Below are 15,642 nucleotides of genomic sequence, written 5' to 3'. Positions count from 1 at the left end.
TGCGGCACCCGCCGTGTGTGGCAGCCGGCCGGGTTCCCTCCCAGACGAGCTTCAACACTGCAAGGAGCCGCACCTGTGAGCAGTGCCGACGACCAGACCACCACGACCAGCAGCGAGCTGCGCGCCGACATCCGCCGGCTGGGTGATCTCCTGGGAGAGACCCTCGTCCGGCAGGAAGGCCCCGAACTCCTGGAACTGGTCGAGAAGGTCCGCCGCCTCACCCGCGAAGACGGTGACGCCGCCGCCGAGCTGCTGCGCGGCACCGAACTGGAGACCGCGGCCAAGCTGGTCCGCGCCTTCTCCACCTACTTCCACCTCGCCAACATCACCGAACAGGTGCACCGCGGCCGTGAACTGCGCGCCCGGCGCGCCGCCGAGGGCGGTCTGCTCGCCCGCACGGCCGACCGGCTCAAGGACGCCGACCCCGAGCACCTGCGGCAGACCGTCCAGAACCTCAACGTCCGCCCGGTCTTCACCGCCCACCCCACCGAGGCCGCGCGCCGCTCCGTCCTCAACAAGCTCCGGCGCATCGCCGCGCTCCTGGACACCCCGGTCCTCGAATCCGACCGCCGCCGCCACGACGTCCGCCTCGCCGAGAACATCGACCTCGTCTGGCAGACCGACGAGCTGCGCGTCGTACGCCCCGAACCCGCCGACGAGGCCCGCAACGCCATCTACTACCTGGACGAGCTGCACGCCGACGCCGTCGGAGACGTCCTGGAGGACCTGACCGCCGAACTGGAGCGCGTCGGAGTCAAGCTCCCCGACGACACCCGCCCCCTCACCTTCGGCACCTGGATCGGCGGCGACCGCGACGGCAACCCCAACGTCACCCCCCAGGTCACCTGGGACGTCCTCATCCTCCAGCACGAACACGGCATCAACGACGCCCTGGACACGATCGACGAGCTGCGCGGACTGCTCTCCAACTCCATCCGCTACACCGGCGCCACCGAGGAACTCCTCGACTCCCTCAAGACCGACCTGGACCTGCTCCCCGAGATCAGCCCCCGCTACAAGCGCCTCAACGCCGAGGAGCCCTACCGGCTCAAGGCCACCTGCATCCGGCAGAAGCTGGAGAACACCAAGCAGCGCCTCGCCAAGGGCACCCCGCACGAGGAAGGCCGCGACTACCTCGGCACCGCCGAGCTGCTGAAGGACCTGCGCGTCATCCAGGTCTCCCTGCGCGAGCACCGCGGCGGCCTGTTCGCCGACGGCCGCCTCGCCCGCACCATCCGCACCCTCGCCGCCTTCGGCCTCCAGCTCGCCACCATGGACGTCCGCGAACACGCCGACGCCCACCACCACGCCCTCGGCCAGCTCTTCGACCGGCTCGGCGAGGAGTCCTGGTGCTACGCCGACATGCCCCGCGAGTACCGGGCCAAGCTCCTCGCCAAGGAACTGCGCTCCAGAAGGCCGCTCGCCCCCACCCCGGCCCCCGTCGACGCCGCCGGGCAGAAGACCCTCGGCGTCTTCCAGACCGTCAAGCGCGCCCTGGAGGTCTTCGGCCCCGAGGTCGTCGAGTCCTACATCATCTCCATGTGCCAGGGCGCCGACGACGTCTTCGCCGCCGCCGTCCTCGCCCGCGAGGCCGGCCTGCTCGACCTGCACGCCGGCTGGGCGAAGATCGGCATCGTGCCCCTCCTGGAGACCACCGACGAGCTGAAGGCCGCCGACACCATCCTGGAGGACATGCTCTCCGACCCGTCCTACCGGCGCCTGGTCGCGCTGCGCGGCGACGTCCAGGAGGTCATGCTCGGCTACTCCGACTCCTCCAAGTTCGGCGGCATCACCACCAGCCAGTGGGAGATCCACCGCGCCCAGCGCCGGCTGCGCGACGTCGCCCACCGCTACGGCGTACGCCTGCGCCTCTTCCACGGCCGCGGCGGCACCGTCGGCCGCGGCGGCGGCCCCTCCCACGACGCCATCCTCGCCCAGCCCTGGGGCACCCTGGAGGGCGAGATCAAGGTGACCGAACAGGGCGAGGTCATCTCCGACAAGTACCTCATCCCCTCCCTCGCCCGGGAGAACCTGGAACTGACCGTCGCGGCCACCCTCCAGGCCTCCGCCCTGCACACCGCACCCCGCCAGTCCGACGAGGCCCTCGCCCGCTGGGACGCGGCCATGGACGTCGTCTCCGACGCCGCCCACGCCGCCTACCGCCGCCTGGTCGAGGACCCCGACCTGCCGACGTACTTCCTCGCCTCCACGCCCGTCGACCAGCTCGCCGAGCTGCACCTGGGCTCGCGGCCCTCCCGCCGCCCCGGCTCGGGCGTCTCGCTCGACGGCCTGCGCGCCATCCCGTGGGTGTTCGGCTGGACCCAGTCCCGGCAGATCGTGCCCGGCTGGTTCGGCGTCGGCTCCGGCCTCAAGGCGCTGCGGGAAACCGGTCTGGACAGCGTGCTCGGCGAGATGCACGAACAGTGGCACTTCTTCCGCAACTTCATCTCCAACGTCGAGATGACCCTCGCCAAGACGGACCTGCGGATCGCCCAGCACTACGTCGACACCCTCGTCCCCGACGAGCTCAAGCACGTCTTCGACACCATCAAGGCCGAACACGAGCTGACCGTCCGCGAGGTCCTGCGGATCACCGGCGAGCAGGAACTCCTGGACGCCCAGCCGGTCCTCAAGCAGACCTTCGCCATCCGCGACGCCTACCTGGACCCCATCTCCTACCTCCAGGTCGCCCTGCTCAAGCGGCAGCGCGACGCCGTCGCGGCCGGCACCGACCCCGACCCGCTGCTCTCCCGCGCCCTGCTCCTGACCGTCAACGGCGTGGCGGCGGGCCTGCGCAACACCGGCTGACCCGCCGGAAAAAAAAGGGTGCCCCCGAGGTCGTACGACCCCGGGGGCACCCCCTTTTCCCGCGCACTCTCACTGCAACGCCACGAACGCGGCCGTCAGCAGCACCACACCGGACAACCCCAGCACCCACGCCATCCGGGCCAGCCGCATCCCGCCCGCCACCACCACCGAGGCCAGCAGCAGCGCCCCGCCCAACGGCAGCCACGCGTACAGGATGCCCGCCGGACCCGACCGCACCGCCTGCGCGGTACCGGGCTTCAGCACCACGGCGTACGTCGCCCCCGTGCGCACCGTCACCGACTTCTCGATCTCCACGCGCGCGCGTGGCCGCGCCCCCGCCGACGTGGGCGTGAACGGCCCCGTACAGATGTCGTCGGCACACCGCGCCACCGTCACCGTGCCGGACTCACGCCCCTTCGCCAGCATCACGTGCTGGGCGGTCCCCCAGGACCCCCGCACCCCGGCGAACACGATCAGCGCGGCGAGCGCACCCATCGCCGCCACCCGCCCGAACCGCAACGCGGACCCGGACGCCTGGCGAGCGGTACTGGCTGAGGCAGGCATGGCCGGGATCATTGGCCATATCCCTACGGCCGGTCAACTCCCCGGAGGGCCAAGCCCGGACAAGTCAGGAGTTGTACGCGCTCTGCGCCCGCTCCAGCCCCTCCGTCACCAGACACTCCACCGCGTCCGCCGCACGGTCCACGAACCAGTCCAGCTCCTTGCGCTCCGCCGACGAGAAGTCCTTCAGCACGAAGTCCGCCACCTGCATCCGCCCCGGCGGCCGGCCGATCCCGCACCGCACCCGGTGGTAGTCCGGCCCCATCGCCTTCGTCATCGACTTCAGACCGTTGTGCCCGTTGTCACCGCCGCCCAGCTTCAGCCGCAGCGTCGCGTAGTCGATGTCCAGCTCGTCATGGACCGCGACGATGTTCCCCACCGGAACCTTGTAGAAGTCCCGCAGCGCGTTCACCGGACCACCGGACAGGTTCATGTACGACATCGGCTTCGCCAGCACCACCCGACGGCTCCCCGGCCCCGCCGGACCGATCCGCCCCTCCAGCACCTGTGCCTGTGCCTTGCCCGCCCGCTTGAACTTCCCCCCGATCCGCTCCGCGAGCAGGTCGGCCACCATGAAACCGACGTTGTGCCGGTTCATGGCGTACTCCGGCCCGGGATTGCCGAGCCCGACGATCAGCCAGGGATCACTGGCGGCGGTGGTCACGTCCATGTCTCCTTGATACGCGCCGGCCGCCGCCCCCGGCGAGGGAGGCGGCGGCCGGACCGATGATGACGGCGGCGAGGATCAGGCCTCGGCCGCCTCCTCGCCCTCGGCGCCCTCGCCCTCGGTCTCCTCGGCCTGGGCCTGCAGGACCTGGATCACCACGGCGTCCTCGTCCACGGACAGGGACACGCCGTTCGGCAGCGCGATGTCCTTGGCGTGGATGGAGGCACCGGCCGCCAGACCCTCGACGGAGACGGTGACCTGCTCCGGGATGTGCGTGGCCTCGGCCTCGACCGGCAGCGCGTCCAGGACGTGCTCCAGCAGGTTGCCGCCCGGGGCCAGCTCGCCCTCGACGTGCACCGGGATCTCGACCGTGACCTTCTCGCCGCGCTTGACCAGCAGCAGGTCGACGTGCTCCAGGAAGCCCTTCAGCGGGTCGCGCTGCACGGCCTTCGGGATCGCCAGCTCGTTGGCCTTGCCGTCGATGTCCAGGGAGATCAGGACGTTCGGCGTACGCAGCGCCAGCAGCAGGTCGTGGCCCGGCAGGGTCAGGTGCAGCGGCTCGGAGCCGTGCCCGTACAGAACGACCGGCACCTTGTTGTCACGGCGGATGCGACGGGCCGCACCCTTGCCGAACTCGGTGCGGGTCTCGGCGCTGAGCTTGACCTCGGACATATGGATCACTCCTCGTAGGAACTCGGAACGGACGTGGTCACCCGGCCACGAACGGCCTGCTACGAAGAGCGCGTCGATAACGGACCGCCGTACACGAGTACGGCCTCCCTCGCCGAGCAACTGCAGCAGTCTACTCGGAGGGGGAGGCCGTACCCAAAACGATCACCTACGGGCGCCCGAGGGAGCGCGCAAGGAGACGCGGACGTGAGTGCAGAAACCTCACTGCTCGTCGAAGAGGCTGGTCACCGAGCCGTCCTCGAACACCTCACGCACCGCGCTCGCGATCGTCGGCGCGATCGACAGCACCGTGATCTTGTCCAGATCCGCCGCCAGCTCACCCGGCGTCGGCAGCGTGTTCGTGAACACGAACTCACTCACCTGCGAGTTCTTCAGCCGATCGGCCGCCGGACCCGACAGCACACCGTGCGTCGCCGTCACGATGACATCCTCCGCACCGTGCGCGAACAACGCGTCGGCGGCCGCGCAGATCGTGCCACCCGTGTCGATCATGTCATCCACCAGGACGCACACACGACCCTTGACCTCACCCACGACCTCGTGGACGGTCACCTGGTTCGCCACGTCCTTGTCACGCCGCTTGTGCACGATCGCCAGCGGCGCACCGAGCCGGTCACACCACCGGTCCGCCACCCGCACCCGGCCCGCGTCCGGCGACACCACCGTCAGCTTCTCCCGGTCCACCTTCGCACCCACGTAGTCCGCCAGCAGCGGCAGCGCGAACAAGTGGTCCACCGGACCGTCGAAGAAACCCTGGATCTGATCCGTGTGCAGATCCACGGTCAGGATGCGGTCCGCACCCGCCGTCTTCATCAGATCCGCGATCAGACGCGCCGAGATCGGTTCACGACCCCGGTGCTTCTTGTCCTGCCGCGCGTAACCGTAGAACGGCACGATCACGGTGATCGACCGCGCCGAAGCACGCTTCAGCGCGTCGATCATGATGAGCTGCTCCATGATCCACTTGTTGATCGGAGCCGTGTGGCTCTGGATCAGGAAACAGTCCGCACCACGAGCCGACTCCTGGTAACGGACATAGATCTCGCCATTCGCGAAGTCGAAGGCCTTCGTCGGGACGACCCCGACACCCAGCTGCTGGGCGACCTCCTCGGCAAGCTCGGGGTGGGCGCGGCCGGAGAAGAACATCATCTTCTTCTCGCCGGTCGTCTTGATCCCGGTCACAGCACAGTCTCCTCAGAGGTTGTCTCAGCCAGCCGGCTGCTCGGCGACCTCTCGGCTGGGCGTGAGAGGCCGTATCAGCTGGTAAGGGTGCAGGATGCACACGTGCGGATGTGCACTTATCACGGTACGCCGTGATTGGCGCACGCGTTTCCGGTCAGTCCTCGTTCCCACCCTGCCCGGACGACGCCTCGGCCGCCTTCGCCGCCGCGCTCCCCGGACGCTTCCGGGCCACCCAACCCTCGATATTCCGCTGCTGACCACGGGCCACGGCCAGCGAACCGGGCGGCACATCCTTCGTGATCACCGACCCGGCCGCGGTGTAGGCACCGTCCCCGACCGTGACAGGAGCCACAAACATGTTGTCCGCACCCGTCCGGCAGTGCGACCCCACCGTGGTGTGATGCTTGTCCTGACCGTCATAGTTCACGAACACGCTCGCCGCGCCGATGTTCGTGTAGTCACCGATCCGCGCGTCCCCCACGTACGACAGGTGCGGCACCTTCGTGCCCTCCCCGATCGACGCGTTCTTCGTCTCGACGTACGTCCCGATCTTGCCCTTCGCGCCCAGCCGGGTCCCCGGCCGCAGATACGCGTACGGCCCCACGGACGCCCCCGCACCCACGACCGCCCCGTCCGACACCGTGTTGTCCACCCGCGCCCCCGGACCCACCTCGGTGTCCTTCAGCCGGCTGTTCGGCCCCACCTCGGCACCCTCACCCAGCCGCGTCGACCCCGTCAGCTGCGTCCCCGGATGCACCACCGCGTCCCGCTCGAAGGCCACCGTCACATCGACCCACGTCGTCGCCGGATCGACGATCGTGACCCCCTCCAGCATCGCCCGCTCCAGCAGACGGTCGTTCAGGATCCGCCGCGCCTGAGCGAGCTGCACCCGGTTGTTGATCCCGGCGATCTCACGGTGGTCTGCCGCCACCGACGCCCCCACCCGGTGCCCGGCCTCCCGCAGGATCCCCAGCACGTCCGTGAGGTACTCCTCACCCTGACTGTTGTCCGTCCGCACCTTCTTCAGCGCGTCCGCCAGCAGCTGCCCGTCGAACGCGAACACACCGCTGTTGATCTCCCGGATCGCCCGCTGCGCCTCGGACGCGTCCTTGTGCTCCACGATCGCCGTGACGGCACCCGTCGCCCCGTCCCGCACGATCCGGCCGTACCCGGTCGCGTCCGGCACCTCGGCCGTCAGCACGGTCACGGCGTTGCCGTCCGCGTGGTGCGTCTCGGTGAGCCGCCGGAGCGTGTCCGCGGTGAGCAGCGGGGTGTCCCCGCACACGACCACGACGGTCCCGTCGACGGACCCGCCCAGCTCCTCCAGACCCATCCGCACGGCGTGCCCGGTCCCGTTCTGCTCCGCCTGCACGGCGGTCCTGGTGGCCGGGTCGATCTCGGCGAGGTGCGCGCCGACCTGCTCACGGGCGTGGCCCACGACGACGACGAGGTGCTGCGGGTCCAGCTCACGGGCGGCGGCCAGCACGTGTCCGACCAGGGAACGGCCGCAGATGTCGTGCAGGACCTTGGGTGTGGCCGACCTCATACGGGTGCCCTCACCCGCTGCGAGAACGACGACGGCGGCCGGGCGGATGGCGCTCACGGGGTTGCCCTTCGGCTGTGGGTGGGTGGGGGTGACAGCCGCAGGATACCGGGGTGGGTTGAGGGGGACATGAGTGCGGGCCCTGACGGTGGTGTCAGGGCCCGAACCTGGGTCTTGTGTGCTGTGAGCTCCCGGAGAAGGATTCGAACCCTCATTCAACGGACCAAAACCGTTTGTCCTGCCTTTAGACGATCCGGGATAGTTCGTGCGCTATGTCCGATTTGGTTGATCGGCTTCGCGCACGGCCTCCACTATGCCGTACCAGTAGCCCTCGATGCGACGGTACAAGTCGGCGCCTTTCAGGACTTTGACCACGAGGCAGCCGCGGTAGTCGGCGCCGGTGTTCTTGCGCACCGTTTTCGGGTTGTGCTTTTTGATCGCCGTCTTGTTGAACATGGAGTGGTCTGCGCCGACCAGGTCGGCCCAGTAGCGCTCGGCTCCGCCCACATCGGCGTTCTCGTGGATCATCACGGTGAACCGCAGGCGATCCCGCTCCACTTGGAGCAGGTCGAGCCACGCCAGGAAGACCTCGATCATTCCGGGGTCGCTGTTCACGAAGGTGACGTTCTCCCGGCGGTCGTACGGCTTGTCCTTGCCGCCTTCGGCCCAGTAGAGGCCCACGCCCACCAGGAACAGCTCGCGCGTCGACAGCTCGCCGATCGACCGCTTGGCCTCTTCCTTCGTCCGCCGCCGCTCCTCGTCCCGGATGCGCAGCTTCTCCTCCCAGCCCTTACGGGCGATGGCGGCCGCCTCCTCGGGGGTTCGTCGGCGCTCCGGCCGCGGCAGATCCCGCACCCACAGCGACACGGAGCTTCGTGAGCAGCCCAGTTCCGCCTCGATCCGGTCGTACGTCCAGCCCTGGAGCCGTAGCTCCCGCGCCCTCTCGCGAAGGTCGTCCTTCGCCCTCGGGCGCCTCGTCCACTCCGGCGGTGGTTCGCCCTTCACCAGTTGGTTGAGGATGTCGTTGTTGTAGATCTTCAGCTCGTCCCGGATCTGGCGGAGGCTGCGGCCGGCGCGACGGAGGGTGATCGCCTGCTCTCGCAGGGTCTCGAAGTCGGCGTATGTGCCCGGTGAATGTGCCATACGCATACCGTCCGGACGGAATGCCGGGTTCCGGGGTCGAACGGCGGAGGTTCACCAGTTCGAGGGATAGGGGGTGGTTTCGAGGTCGTTCGGTCACGGAGGGTGGCGTGTGGCGGTAGGCGAAAGTCACCGGAAATGCCGTGGCCGTCGCCCGTAGGCTGGAGCCATGACCACGACGGGGGAAGACCACGCGAGGGCGTTGACCGGCCCTTGGTGGTGGGTGAGGCGGCGCAGCGCGGTGTTCGACGGGGGCCTCGCGCTGGTGTCCGCCCTGGAGTGCGCGGCGGAGGGGATTCCGTTCGCGCGGGACGCGGGGATCCCGGCGTCCGTGGGGATCGTGTTCGGTCTGGTCGCCGGTTCGGTGCTGTTGGTGCGCCGTAAGTGGCCGATCGCGGTGGTGCTGGTGGCGATAGCGATCACGCCGGCGCAGATGGGTTTCCTGATGGGCGTGGTCGGTCTGTACACGCTGGCCGCGTGTGAGCTGCCGCGGCGGGTCATCGGGGTGTTGTCGGGGATGTCGCTGCTGGGGACGGCGGTGGTGACGTTCGTGCGGGTGCGGCAGGACATGTCGCGCGGGGACCTGACGCTGGGTGACTGGTTCGTGCCGTTCGCGGCGGTGACGACGGCGTTGGGGCTGACGGCTCCGCCGGTGCTGCTGGGGCTGTACGTGGGGGCGCGGCGGCGGTTGATGGAGAGTCTGCGGGAGCGGGCGGACAGTCTGGAGCGGGAGCTGCAGTTGCTCGCGGAGCGGGCGGAGGAGCGGGCCGAGTGGGCGCGTAACGAGGAGCGGACGCGGATCGCCCGGGAGATGCATGACGTGGTCGCGCACCGGGTGAGTCTGATGGTGGTGCATGCGGCGGCGTTGCAGGCGGTGGCCCGGAAGGACCCGGAGAAGGCGGTGCGCAACGCGGCGCTGGTGGGGGACATGGGGCGGCAGGCGTTGACCGAGCTGCGGGAGATGCTGGGGGTGTTGCGGGCGGGGGAGGGCGCGGGCCGGCGTGCGGCGTCGGCGCCGTTGGCGGTGGTGGGGGAGGCGGCCGCGGCGGCGGCGTCCCGGGTGGCCGAGGTGGAGGGGGCGGCGGAGGGGCCGTCTCTGTCGGAGCTTGATGAGTTGATCGGTCAGTCGGCCGCCGCGGGGATGGTGGTGGATCTGTCGGTCGAGGGGGAGGTGCGGCCGTATGCGGCGGAGGTCGAGCAGACGGCGTACCGGGTGGTGCAGGAGGCGTTGACGAACGTCCACAAGCACGCGGCGGGTGCGAAGACGCACGTGCGGTTGGCGCACCGGGTGTCGGAGATCGCGATGCAGGTGGAGAACGAGCCGCCGCCGGAGCCGGCGTCGGCGTCGGCGGCGGGGTTGCCGTCGGGTGGGAACGGCCTGGTGGGGATGCGGGAGCGGGTCGTGGCGCTGGGCGGGGTGTTCGTGTCGGGTCCGACGGACGCGGGGGGTTTCCGGGTGTCGGCGGTGATCCCGGCGTAGCCGGCGAGGTGGCGGGTCGCCGGGGCCGGTGCCGGCGGGGTGGCGCGTGGGTGCCGGGGGTCAGCCGGCTGTGAGGCGGACCGGTTGGATGCCGGTGATGAGGGTGGCGAGGGCGTGGTCGATGTCCGGGCCGAGGTACCAGTCGCCGGTGTGGTCGATGGTGTAGACGCGGCCTTCGGCGTCGATGGCGAGGAGGGCGGCGTTGTCGGTCTCCTCGCCGAGGGGGCTGAGTTCGGTGCCGAGGGCGCGGCCGAGGTCGCCGAGGGTGCGGGCGTGGTGGAGGCCGTGGAGGGGGTCGACGCGGAGGCCGGCGGGGGCGATCTGGCGGCCGGGGCCGGTGGGTGTGATGCTCAGGCCGCCGAATTCGGCCCAGGCTTCGACGGCGGCGGGGAACACGGTGTGCCGGTGTCCGGCGGGTGAGGTGTGTTCGCGCAGGGCGTCGGCCCAGAACTCGGCCTGCTTTATGTCCCAGCGTCCGGGTTGCCAGCCGGCGGCGCGCAGGGCGGCGTCGACGGGTACGGGGAAGCGCGTGGTCGAGGTGCGGTCGGGGTGCATCTGCCCTTCGATCGTCGTGCGTGCTGGTGGTTCCGGTGGTGCTGGTGGTCGCCGGGGGTCAGTCGGCGGTGGCGGTGGGGTCGACGATGCGGACGCCGAAGTGGGCGCTGAGGGCGGTGCAGGCGCGGCAGGGGGCGGCGAAGCTGCCGTGGAGGGGGTCGCCGTCCTCGCGTATGCGGCGGGCGGTGAGTTTGGCGTGTTTGAGGGCTTTGCGGGCTTCGCCGTTGGTCATGGGTCTGCGGGCGGCGCGTTTGCTGCGGGTGGCGTCGGCGGCGGCGATGTGCCGTGAGATGAGGATGGTTTCGGCGCAGCGGCCGGTGAAGCGGTCGCGTTGGTCGCTGGTGAGGGTGTCGAGGAAGTCCTGGACGAGGGGGTGCAGGGCCGGGGGCTGGTCGCTGCGGGCGGCGGTGCCGGTGAGGGTGGCGCCGCGGACGGAGAGGGCGGCGGCGACGGTGGGGAGGATGCCGTCGCGGCGGTGGTGGAGGGTGGGGGCGGGGGGTGTGTCGGTGCCGCTCCAGTCGATGCGAGGGTCGCCGGCCCGCACGTCGGTACCTCCGGTCTGTAGAGCGTTCATGATCGTTCTTCCCTCCCCGGGCGTCCCCCCGAAGGACACAGGGTGCCAAATGCCGTGGCTGGTGTGGAAGCTGGGGCGGTGCGACACGCCCGTGTCCGGGCGGGCTGTGACGGTGGGGTGACGGGTGGTCACGAAGGCGGCGGGGCGGGTGTGCCGGTGGGGCGGGCGGGGGCCGGGGCGGGGTCGCGGTGGGCCGGTGACCGGGGTTGGCGTACCGCATAGGCTGTCGCCATCCGCGATCGACACCGCCGTTCAGGCCAGAGAGAACGCCGCAGGGGGCAACCGCCATGACGACAGGTCGGCTCGGGCTGGGTGTGCCGCCCAGCGGCCAGGCCGGTGGACAAGCCGCGCCGCCGAACGCGGCCTACGCCGGGCAGGTCGTGCACTTTCCGGATCCGGTCCGTGCGGCGCGTCACCCGAGAGGGGTACGGGTCGACGAGCGGGGTTACCCGGATTTCTCGCCGTACGCGCGCGTGGCGGTGGAGATCGCCGAGCCGCCGGTGGGGTTCGGGGTCGACGAGTTGCGGCTGACGGACTACGTGTCGGCGAACGCGGCGCTGGCGGCGGCGGGGCACGAGTTGTGGGACATGGTGCCGGATGTGGCGACGCCGCACGGCTGGACGTGGCATCACGTGGCGGGTACGCGGCGGCTGGAGTTGGTGCCGGTCGAGGTGAAGGCGCTGTTGCGGCACCACGGTGGGGTGGCGACGGCGCCGGTGGACCACGGCAAGCGCGGTACGCGGCCGTTGCAGGAGTCGCGGCCGGCGCACTTCGGGCTGCCGAAGTCGGGGGTGGCGGTGACGGAGGCGCAGGTGCAGGGCGTCGAGGAGGACCTCGGCTACCGGCTGCCGGGCGCGTACCGCTCGTTCCTGAAGGCGGCGGGTGGTTGCGCGCCGGTCGGCACGGCGCTGGACGCCGGGCTGGGGCTGCTGCTGGACCAGCCGTTCTTCACGGTGCGGGACGAGGCCGCGGTCAATGACCTGGTGTACGTGAACAAGTGTCTGCGTGACCATCTGACGAAGGACTACCTCGGGGTGACCTTCGTGCAGGGCGGGCTGCTCGCGGTGAAGGTGAAGGGCGAGCGGGTCGGTTCGGTGTGGTTCTGCGCGTACGACGACGTGCGGGACGTGGATCCGTCGTGGTCGCCGGAGGAGCGGGTGGAGCGGCTGCTGCTGTCGTGCGGTGACGACTTCGACGCGTTCCTGTCCCGCCTGGCGGGCAGTCCGCCGGAGTTGGAGACGGTGGCCCGTCTGATGGTGGACGGCGGTTTCGCCCGTGTCGTGCCGGTGGCTTCCGGCTCGGCGTCGTCCGGCCCGGTGGGGGAGTGAGCGGCGAGCGATGGTGACGTACGCGCAGGCGCAGGAGCGCGCCGAGGAGTGGATCAACGGCGACGTGCCCGCGTACCAGCACCGTGAGGTGCGGGTGCGGGAGTTCGAGCTGGGGTTCGTGGTGTGGGGCGAGGACCGGGCGGAGGGTCCGCGTTCGGACGCGGGTGGCCAGCGGCTGGTCATCGCCCGGGACAGCGGGGAGGCGACGCTGTGGCCCGCGCTGCCGGTGGGTGAGGTGATCCGCCGGTACGAGGAGGAGTACGGCCGTGCGGAGGAGCCGGGGGACGCGGTGCCGGCGCCCGCGCCCGCGCGGCTGGACCTGAACCAGACGTCGTTCCTGCTGACGCCTCCGGAGTGGTTGCAGGAGGCGGCGGACAAGCTGGGGCTGGGGGAGCGGCGCGCGGAGGGGGCGGACGCGCCGGGTCAGGCCGGGCAGGGGTCCGCCGGCCGCGGGCCGGCTCCGGCTGCCGCTCCGGCTCCTGACGGGGGTACGGCCGGTGGTACGGCGCCGGGTGCGGTGGCTTCGTCCGGTGTGACCGGACCGGCCGTGACGCAGGCCGGGGTGGCCAGGGGAGCGGACGTGCCCGTGGGGGCCACGCCGTGGGCCGGTACCGACACGAACGCCGGGCCCGGTGAGGACGACCGTTCGGTGCCGCTGCCCGCGACGGTGTTCGCGCCGCCGCTGGGCGACGCGGACGAGGCGCCGCGTCCGCCGGCGGTGGCGCCGGACGCGCCGACCGCGCTGATGTCGGGTGGCAGCCGGCTGCCCGCGACGGCGGTCGCGCCGGCGCTCGACCTGCCGGGTGCGCAGGGTGGCGCGCCGGGGGCCGATGTCCCGCCGGGTGCGCCGGGCGTCGGCGAGGGAAGCGTGGCCCCGCCGCCGGGCACGCCGGCGTACGGTCATCCGCACGTTCCGCCGGCGCAGGGCACGCCCCCGGCGGGCGTACCGCCCTATTCGCCGGCGCAGGGCACTCTGCCGCCGCCCCCCGCGCCGGCCGGTCCGCCGGGTGCCCCGGTGTACGGCTACCCGCAGACGTCCGGCGCTGCGGGGTACGGCTATCCGCCGGCGCCGGGCGGTGCGCCGCACGCGCCGCAGCCTCCGGCGGCCCCGGGTGGGCCCGAGCGGCGGCTCGCGCCGAACGCGGGGGAGATCGCGGACGCCGCGACGAGCAAGGCGGCGCCGCCGAAGAAGGGGCGTGGTGGGGTGGGCGCGCCGCCTCCGCCGCCGGGCGCCCCGGGTACGCCGGGCGCGCGTCCGGGGGGCGCGGCGACGCCGCCCCCGCCGGCGGGCGGGTACGTGCCGACGCGGCTCGTGTCGGCGGTCGGGCCGGAGGGCCCCGAGGCGCGGGACGGAGAGGGCAACGCGGGCGGGACGCGGCCGCCGGGCGATGCGCACCATGCGGCCACGGTCCTGGCCGACCCGAGCCGACTGAACGGACCGGCACCGCGGTCTCCGGGTGCGCCGGGTGCCCCCGGCATGCCGAACCCGCCCGGCGGACCTGTGGCTGCGGGCGGTCCGGGTTCGTCTCCGGCCCCGGGGGCGCCGCAGCCTTCCGGTGCGCCGGGTGGGCAGGGCGGGCCGGGTTCGCCCGGCACCCCTGCGGCTCCGGGTGCCCCCGGCACGCACGACGCCCCGGGCGGCGCGCCGAACGTGCCGGGAGCGCCCGGCGCACCCGGCGCCCCTCAGCCCCAGGCCGCCCCGGGCCGTCCGGGGGCCCCCGGCTTCCCGCAGCCGCCGGGCGCCCCCGCAACCCCCTCCGCTCACGGTGCCGTGCACCACGCGGAGACGGTCCTGGCCGCTCCGCCGGTGGCCGGGCCGGGTGTGCCCCCGCCGCCCGTACCCGGCGTCCCCGGCACGCCGGGCGCCCCGGGTATGCCCACGCCGCCCGGCGCCACGGGTGTCCCTCCGGCGCCGGGCGCCTCCGCCATGCCCCCCGGCGCCCAGCCGCCGCCCCCGCCCCCCGGCGGCGCCCCGGGCGCCCCCGGTATGCCTCCCACCGCTCCCGTCGGGCAGCCACCCATGCCCGCGGGTGCCGTGCCGCCGCCGGGTGGTCCCCTGCCCGGGCAGGCGCCGGCGTACGGGTATCCGCAGCAGGGGCAGCCGACGGTCGGTCCCGGTTATCAGGCCGTGCTGCGCTACCGCGCGCAGGACGGGTCCGAGCAGCAGTTGATCCGGCGTTCGGCGCCGGGGACGCCGCACCCGGAGTGGCAGATCTTCCACGAGCTGCGGGCCATGAACGTGCCGCCGGACCAGGTGCTGGAGCTGCACACGGAGCTGGAGTCGTGCGAGCTGCCGGGGGCGTACTGCGCGCGGATGATCCGGGAGCAGTGGCCGCAGGCGAGGATCGCGAGCATCGCGCCGTACGGCACGGACCACGCGAGCCGGCAGCAGGGCATGCGGCAGTTGCTGGCGCACCAGGGCGAGTTGCACCAGGTGGCGGACGGTCCCGCGCGGCCCGCGCCGGTGCGGGCGCCGCTGCCGCCGGTGCAGGCCGCGCCGCCGGTGCCCCCGGAGGGGATCGCGCAGGAGCTGGCCGGGGCGTTCGGCCCGGGCGTCTTCCGGTTCGAGCAGCAGGCGGTGTCCCGGCAGGGTGTGCCGCCGATCGTGGCGCACACCCTGGTCGTGGCGGGGCTGCCGCTGGACATGGGCCCGTTCTTCTGGGCGCAGGCGCAGCCGGGCCGGCCGGTGCCGACGCTGGCGGAGCTGGCGGCGGAGCGCGGGGTGCGGCCGGCGGCGGACGCGGGGTCGTACCTCGTGATGGGCACGGACTTCGGCAAGGCGGTCTGTGTGCAGTACGGGACGGCGAACATCGTGGCCGTGCCGGTGGAGGCGGGGCCGGGCGGTGCGCCGGTGCCGCCGCAGTTCGTGAACACCGGGCTGCCGGAGTTCACCCGGTGCCTTGCGCTGCTGGGCCGGATGTGGCGCCTCAGGTACGGGCTGAACCAGGAGCAGGCGGGCCGCTGGACCGTGGACTTCCAGGCGCAGCTGGCGGCGCTCGACCCGGCGGCGCTCGGTTCGCCGGAGAGCTGGTGGTCGGTGCTGCTGGAGCAGATGTGGGACGGGCTGTTGTAGCCCGGCCGTGGCCCGGTCGCCGGGTGTGATTCGGGCCCCGC

At 72.2% G+C, this 15,642-nt stretch carries 12 protein-coding genes and 1 tRNA gene; 4 read left to right on the top strand and 9 right to left on the bottom strand.

All coding sequences use genetic code 11. The features are described 5' to 3' along the window. Positions 1–75: 75 nt before the first annotated feature. The gene (ppc, locus tag LG395_RS07480) at positions 76–2,808 is read left to right on the top strand and encodes a phosphoenolpyruvate carboxylase (RefSeq protein ID WP_171155503.1); all 2,733 of its coding nucleotides are present in this window, start codon (positions 76–78) and stop codon (positions 2,806–2,808) included. A 69-nt stretch (positions 2,809–2,877) separates the two neighbouring features. Here the strand turns inward: ppc and LG395_RS07475 are convergent, their stop codons facing one another. The 7 genes from LG395_RS07475 to LG395_RS07445 form a co-directional block, all read right to left on the bottom strand. Continuing rightward, complete coding sequence (locus tag LG395_RS07475) at positions 2,878–3,384, bottom strand: hypothetical protein (RefSeq protein ID WP_171155505.1); 507 nt, start codon at positions 3,382–3,384, stop codon at positions 2,878–2,880. 52 nt (positions 3,385–3,436) lie between these two features. Continuing rightward, positions 3,437–4,039: an aminoacyl-tRNA hydrolase gene (gene pth / locus LG395_RS07470; RefSeq protein ID WP_171155507.1), complete on the bottom strand. Its 603-nt coding sequence runs from the start codon at positions 4,037–4,039 to the stop codon at positions 3,437–3,439. 75 nt (positions 4,040–4,114) lie between these two features. Next, on the bottom strand, positions 4,115–4,708 hold the full coding sequence (locus tag LG395_RS07465) for a 50S ribosomal protein L25/general stress protein Ctc (RefSeq protein WP_171155509.1): 594 nt from the start codon (positions 4,706–4,708) through the stop codon (positions 4,115–4,117). 219 nt (positions 4,709–4,927) lie between these two features. Beyond that, a complete protein-coding gene (locus tag LG395_RS07460; RefSeq protein WP_171155511.1) occupies positions 4,928–5,908 on the bottom strand; it encodes a ribose-phosphate diphosphokinase in 981 nt (326 codons plus the stop codon). Between the two features lie 154 nt (positions 5,909–6,062). After that, complete coding sequence (gene glmU / locus LG395_RS07455) at positions 6,063–7,511, bottom strand: bifunctional UDP-N-acetylglucosamine diphosphorylase/glucosamine-1-phosphate N-acetyltransferase GlmU (protein WP_225808860.1); 1,449 nt, start codon at positions 7,509–7,511, stop codon at positions 6,063–6,065. Positions 7,512–7,639: 128 nt separating this feature from the next. Beyond that, a tRNA-Gln gene (locus LG395_RS07450) sits at positions 7,640–7,710 on the bottom strand. Positions 7,711–7,721: 11 nt separating this feature from the next. After that, positions 7,722–8,594 carry a terminase gpP N-terminus-related DNA-binding protein gene (locus LG395_RS07445; RefSeq protein ID WP_225808859.1) on the bottom strand — a complete coding sequence of 291 codons (873 nt, stop codon included), beginning with the start codon at positions 8,592–8,594 and terminating at the stop codon, positions 7,722–7,724. A gap of 166 nt (positions 8,595–8,760) precedes the next feature. On the opposite strand from LG395_RS07445, the gene LG395_RS07440 reads away from it, so the two are divergent. After that, entirely contained in the window at positions 8,761–10,071 is a 1,311-nt protein-coding gene (locus LG395_RS07440; RefSeq protein WP_225808858.1) for a sensor histidine kinase, read from the top strand. A gap of 60 nt (positions 10,072–10,131) precedes the next feature. On the opposite strand, the gene LG395_RS07435 is transcribed toward LG395_RS07440, so the two are convergent. Continuing rightward, positions 10,132–10,626 carry an SUKH-3 domain-containing protein gene (locus LG395_RS07435; protein WP_171155519.1) on the bottom strand — a complete coding sequence of 165 codons (495 nt, stop codon included), beginning with the start codon at positions 10,624–10,626 and terminating at the stop codon, positions 10,132–10,134. A 58-nt stretch (positions 10,627–10,684) separates the two neighbouring features. Then, a complete protein-coding gene (locus LG395_RS07430; RefSeq protein ID WP_171155520.1) occupies positions 10,685–11,200 on the bottom strand; it encodes a YwqJ-related putative deaminase in 516 nt (171 codons plus the stop codon). A 287-nt stretch (positions 11,201–11,487) separates the two neighbouring features. On the opposite strand from LG395_RS07430, the gene LG395_RS07425 reads away from it, so the two are divergent. Then, positions 11,488–12,528 carry an SMI1/KNR4 family protein gene (locus tag LG395_RS07425; RefSeq protein WP_225808857.1) on the top strand — a complete coding sequence of 347 codons (1,041 nt, stop codon included), beginning with the start codon at positions 11,488–11,490 and terminating at the stop codon, positions 12,526–12,528. Positions 12,529–12,538: 10 nt separating this feature from the next. Beyond that, entirely contained in the window at positions 12,539–15,601 is a 3,063-nt protein-coding gene (locus LG395_RS07420; protein ID WP_225808856.1) for an SUKH-4 family immunity protein, read from the top strand. Positions 15,602–15,642 lie beyond the last annotated feature (41 nt).

Origin of the sequence: Streptomyces spinosus (assembly GCF_020400655.1) — a bacterium.
In the GTDB taxonomy this organism is placed as follows: domain Bacteria; phylum Actinomycetota; class Actinomycetes; order Streptomycetales; family Streptomycetaceae; genus Streptomyces; species Streptomyces argyrophylli.
This window is presented reverse-complemented; position numbering and strand designations above follow the sequence as displayed.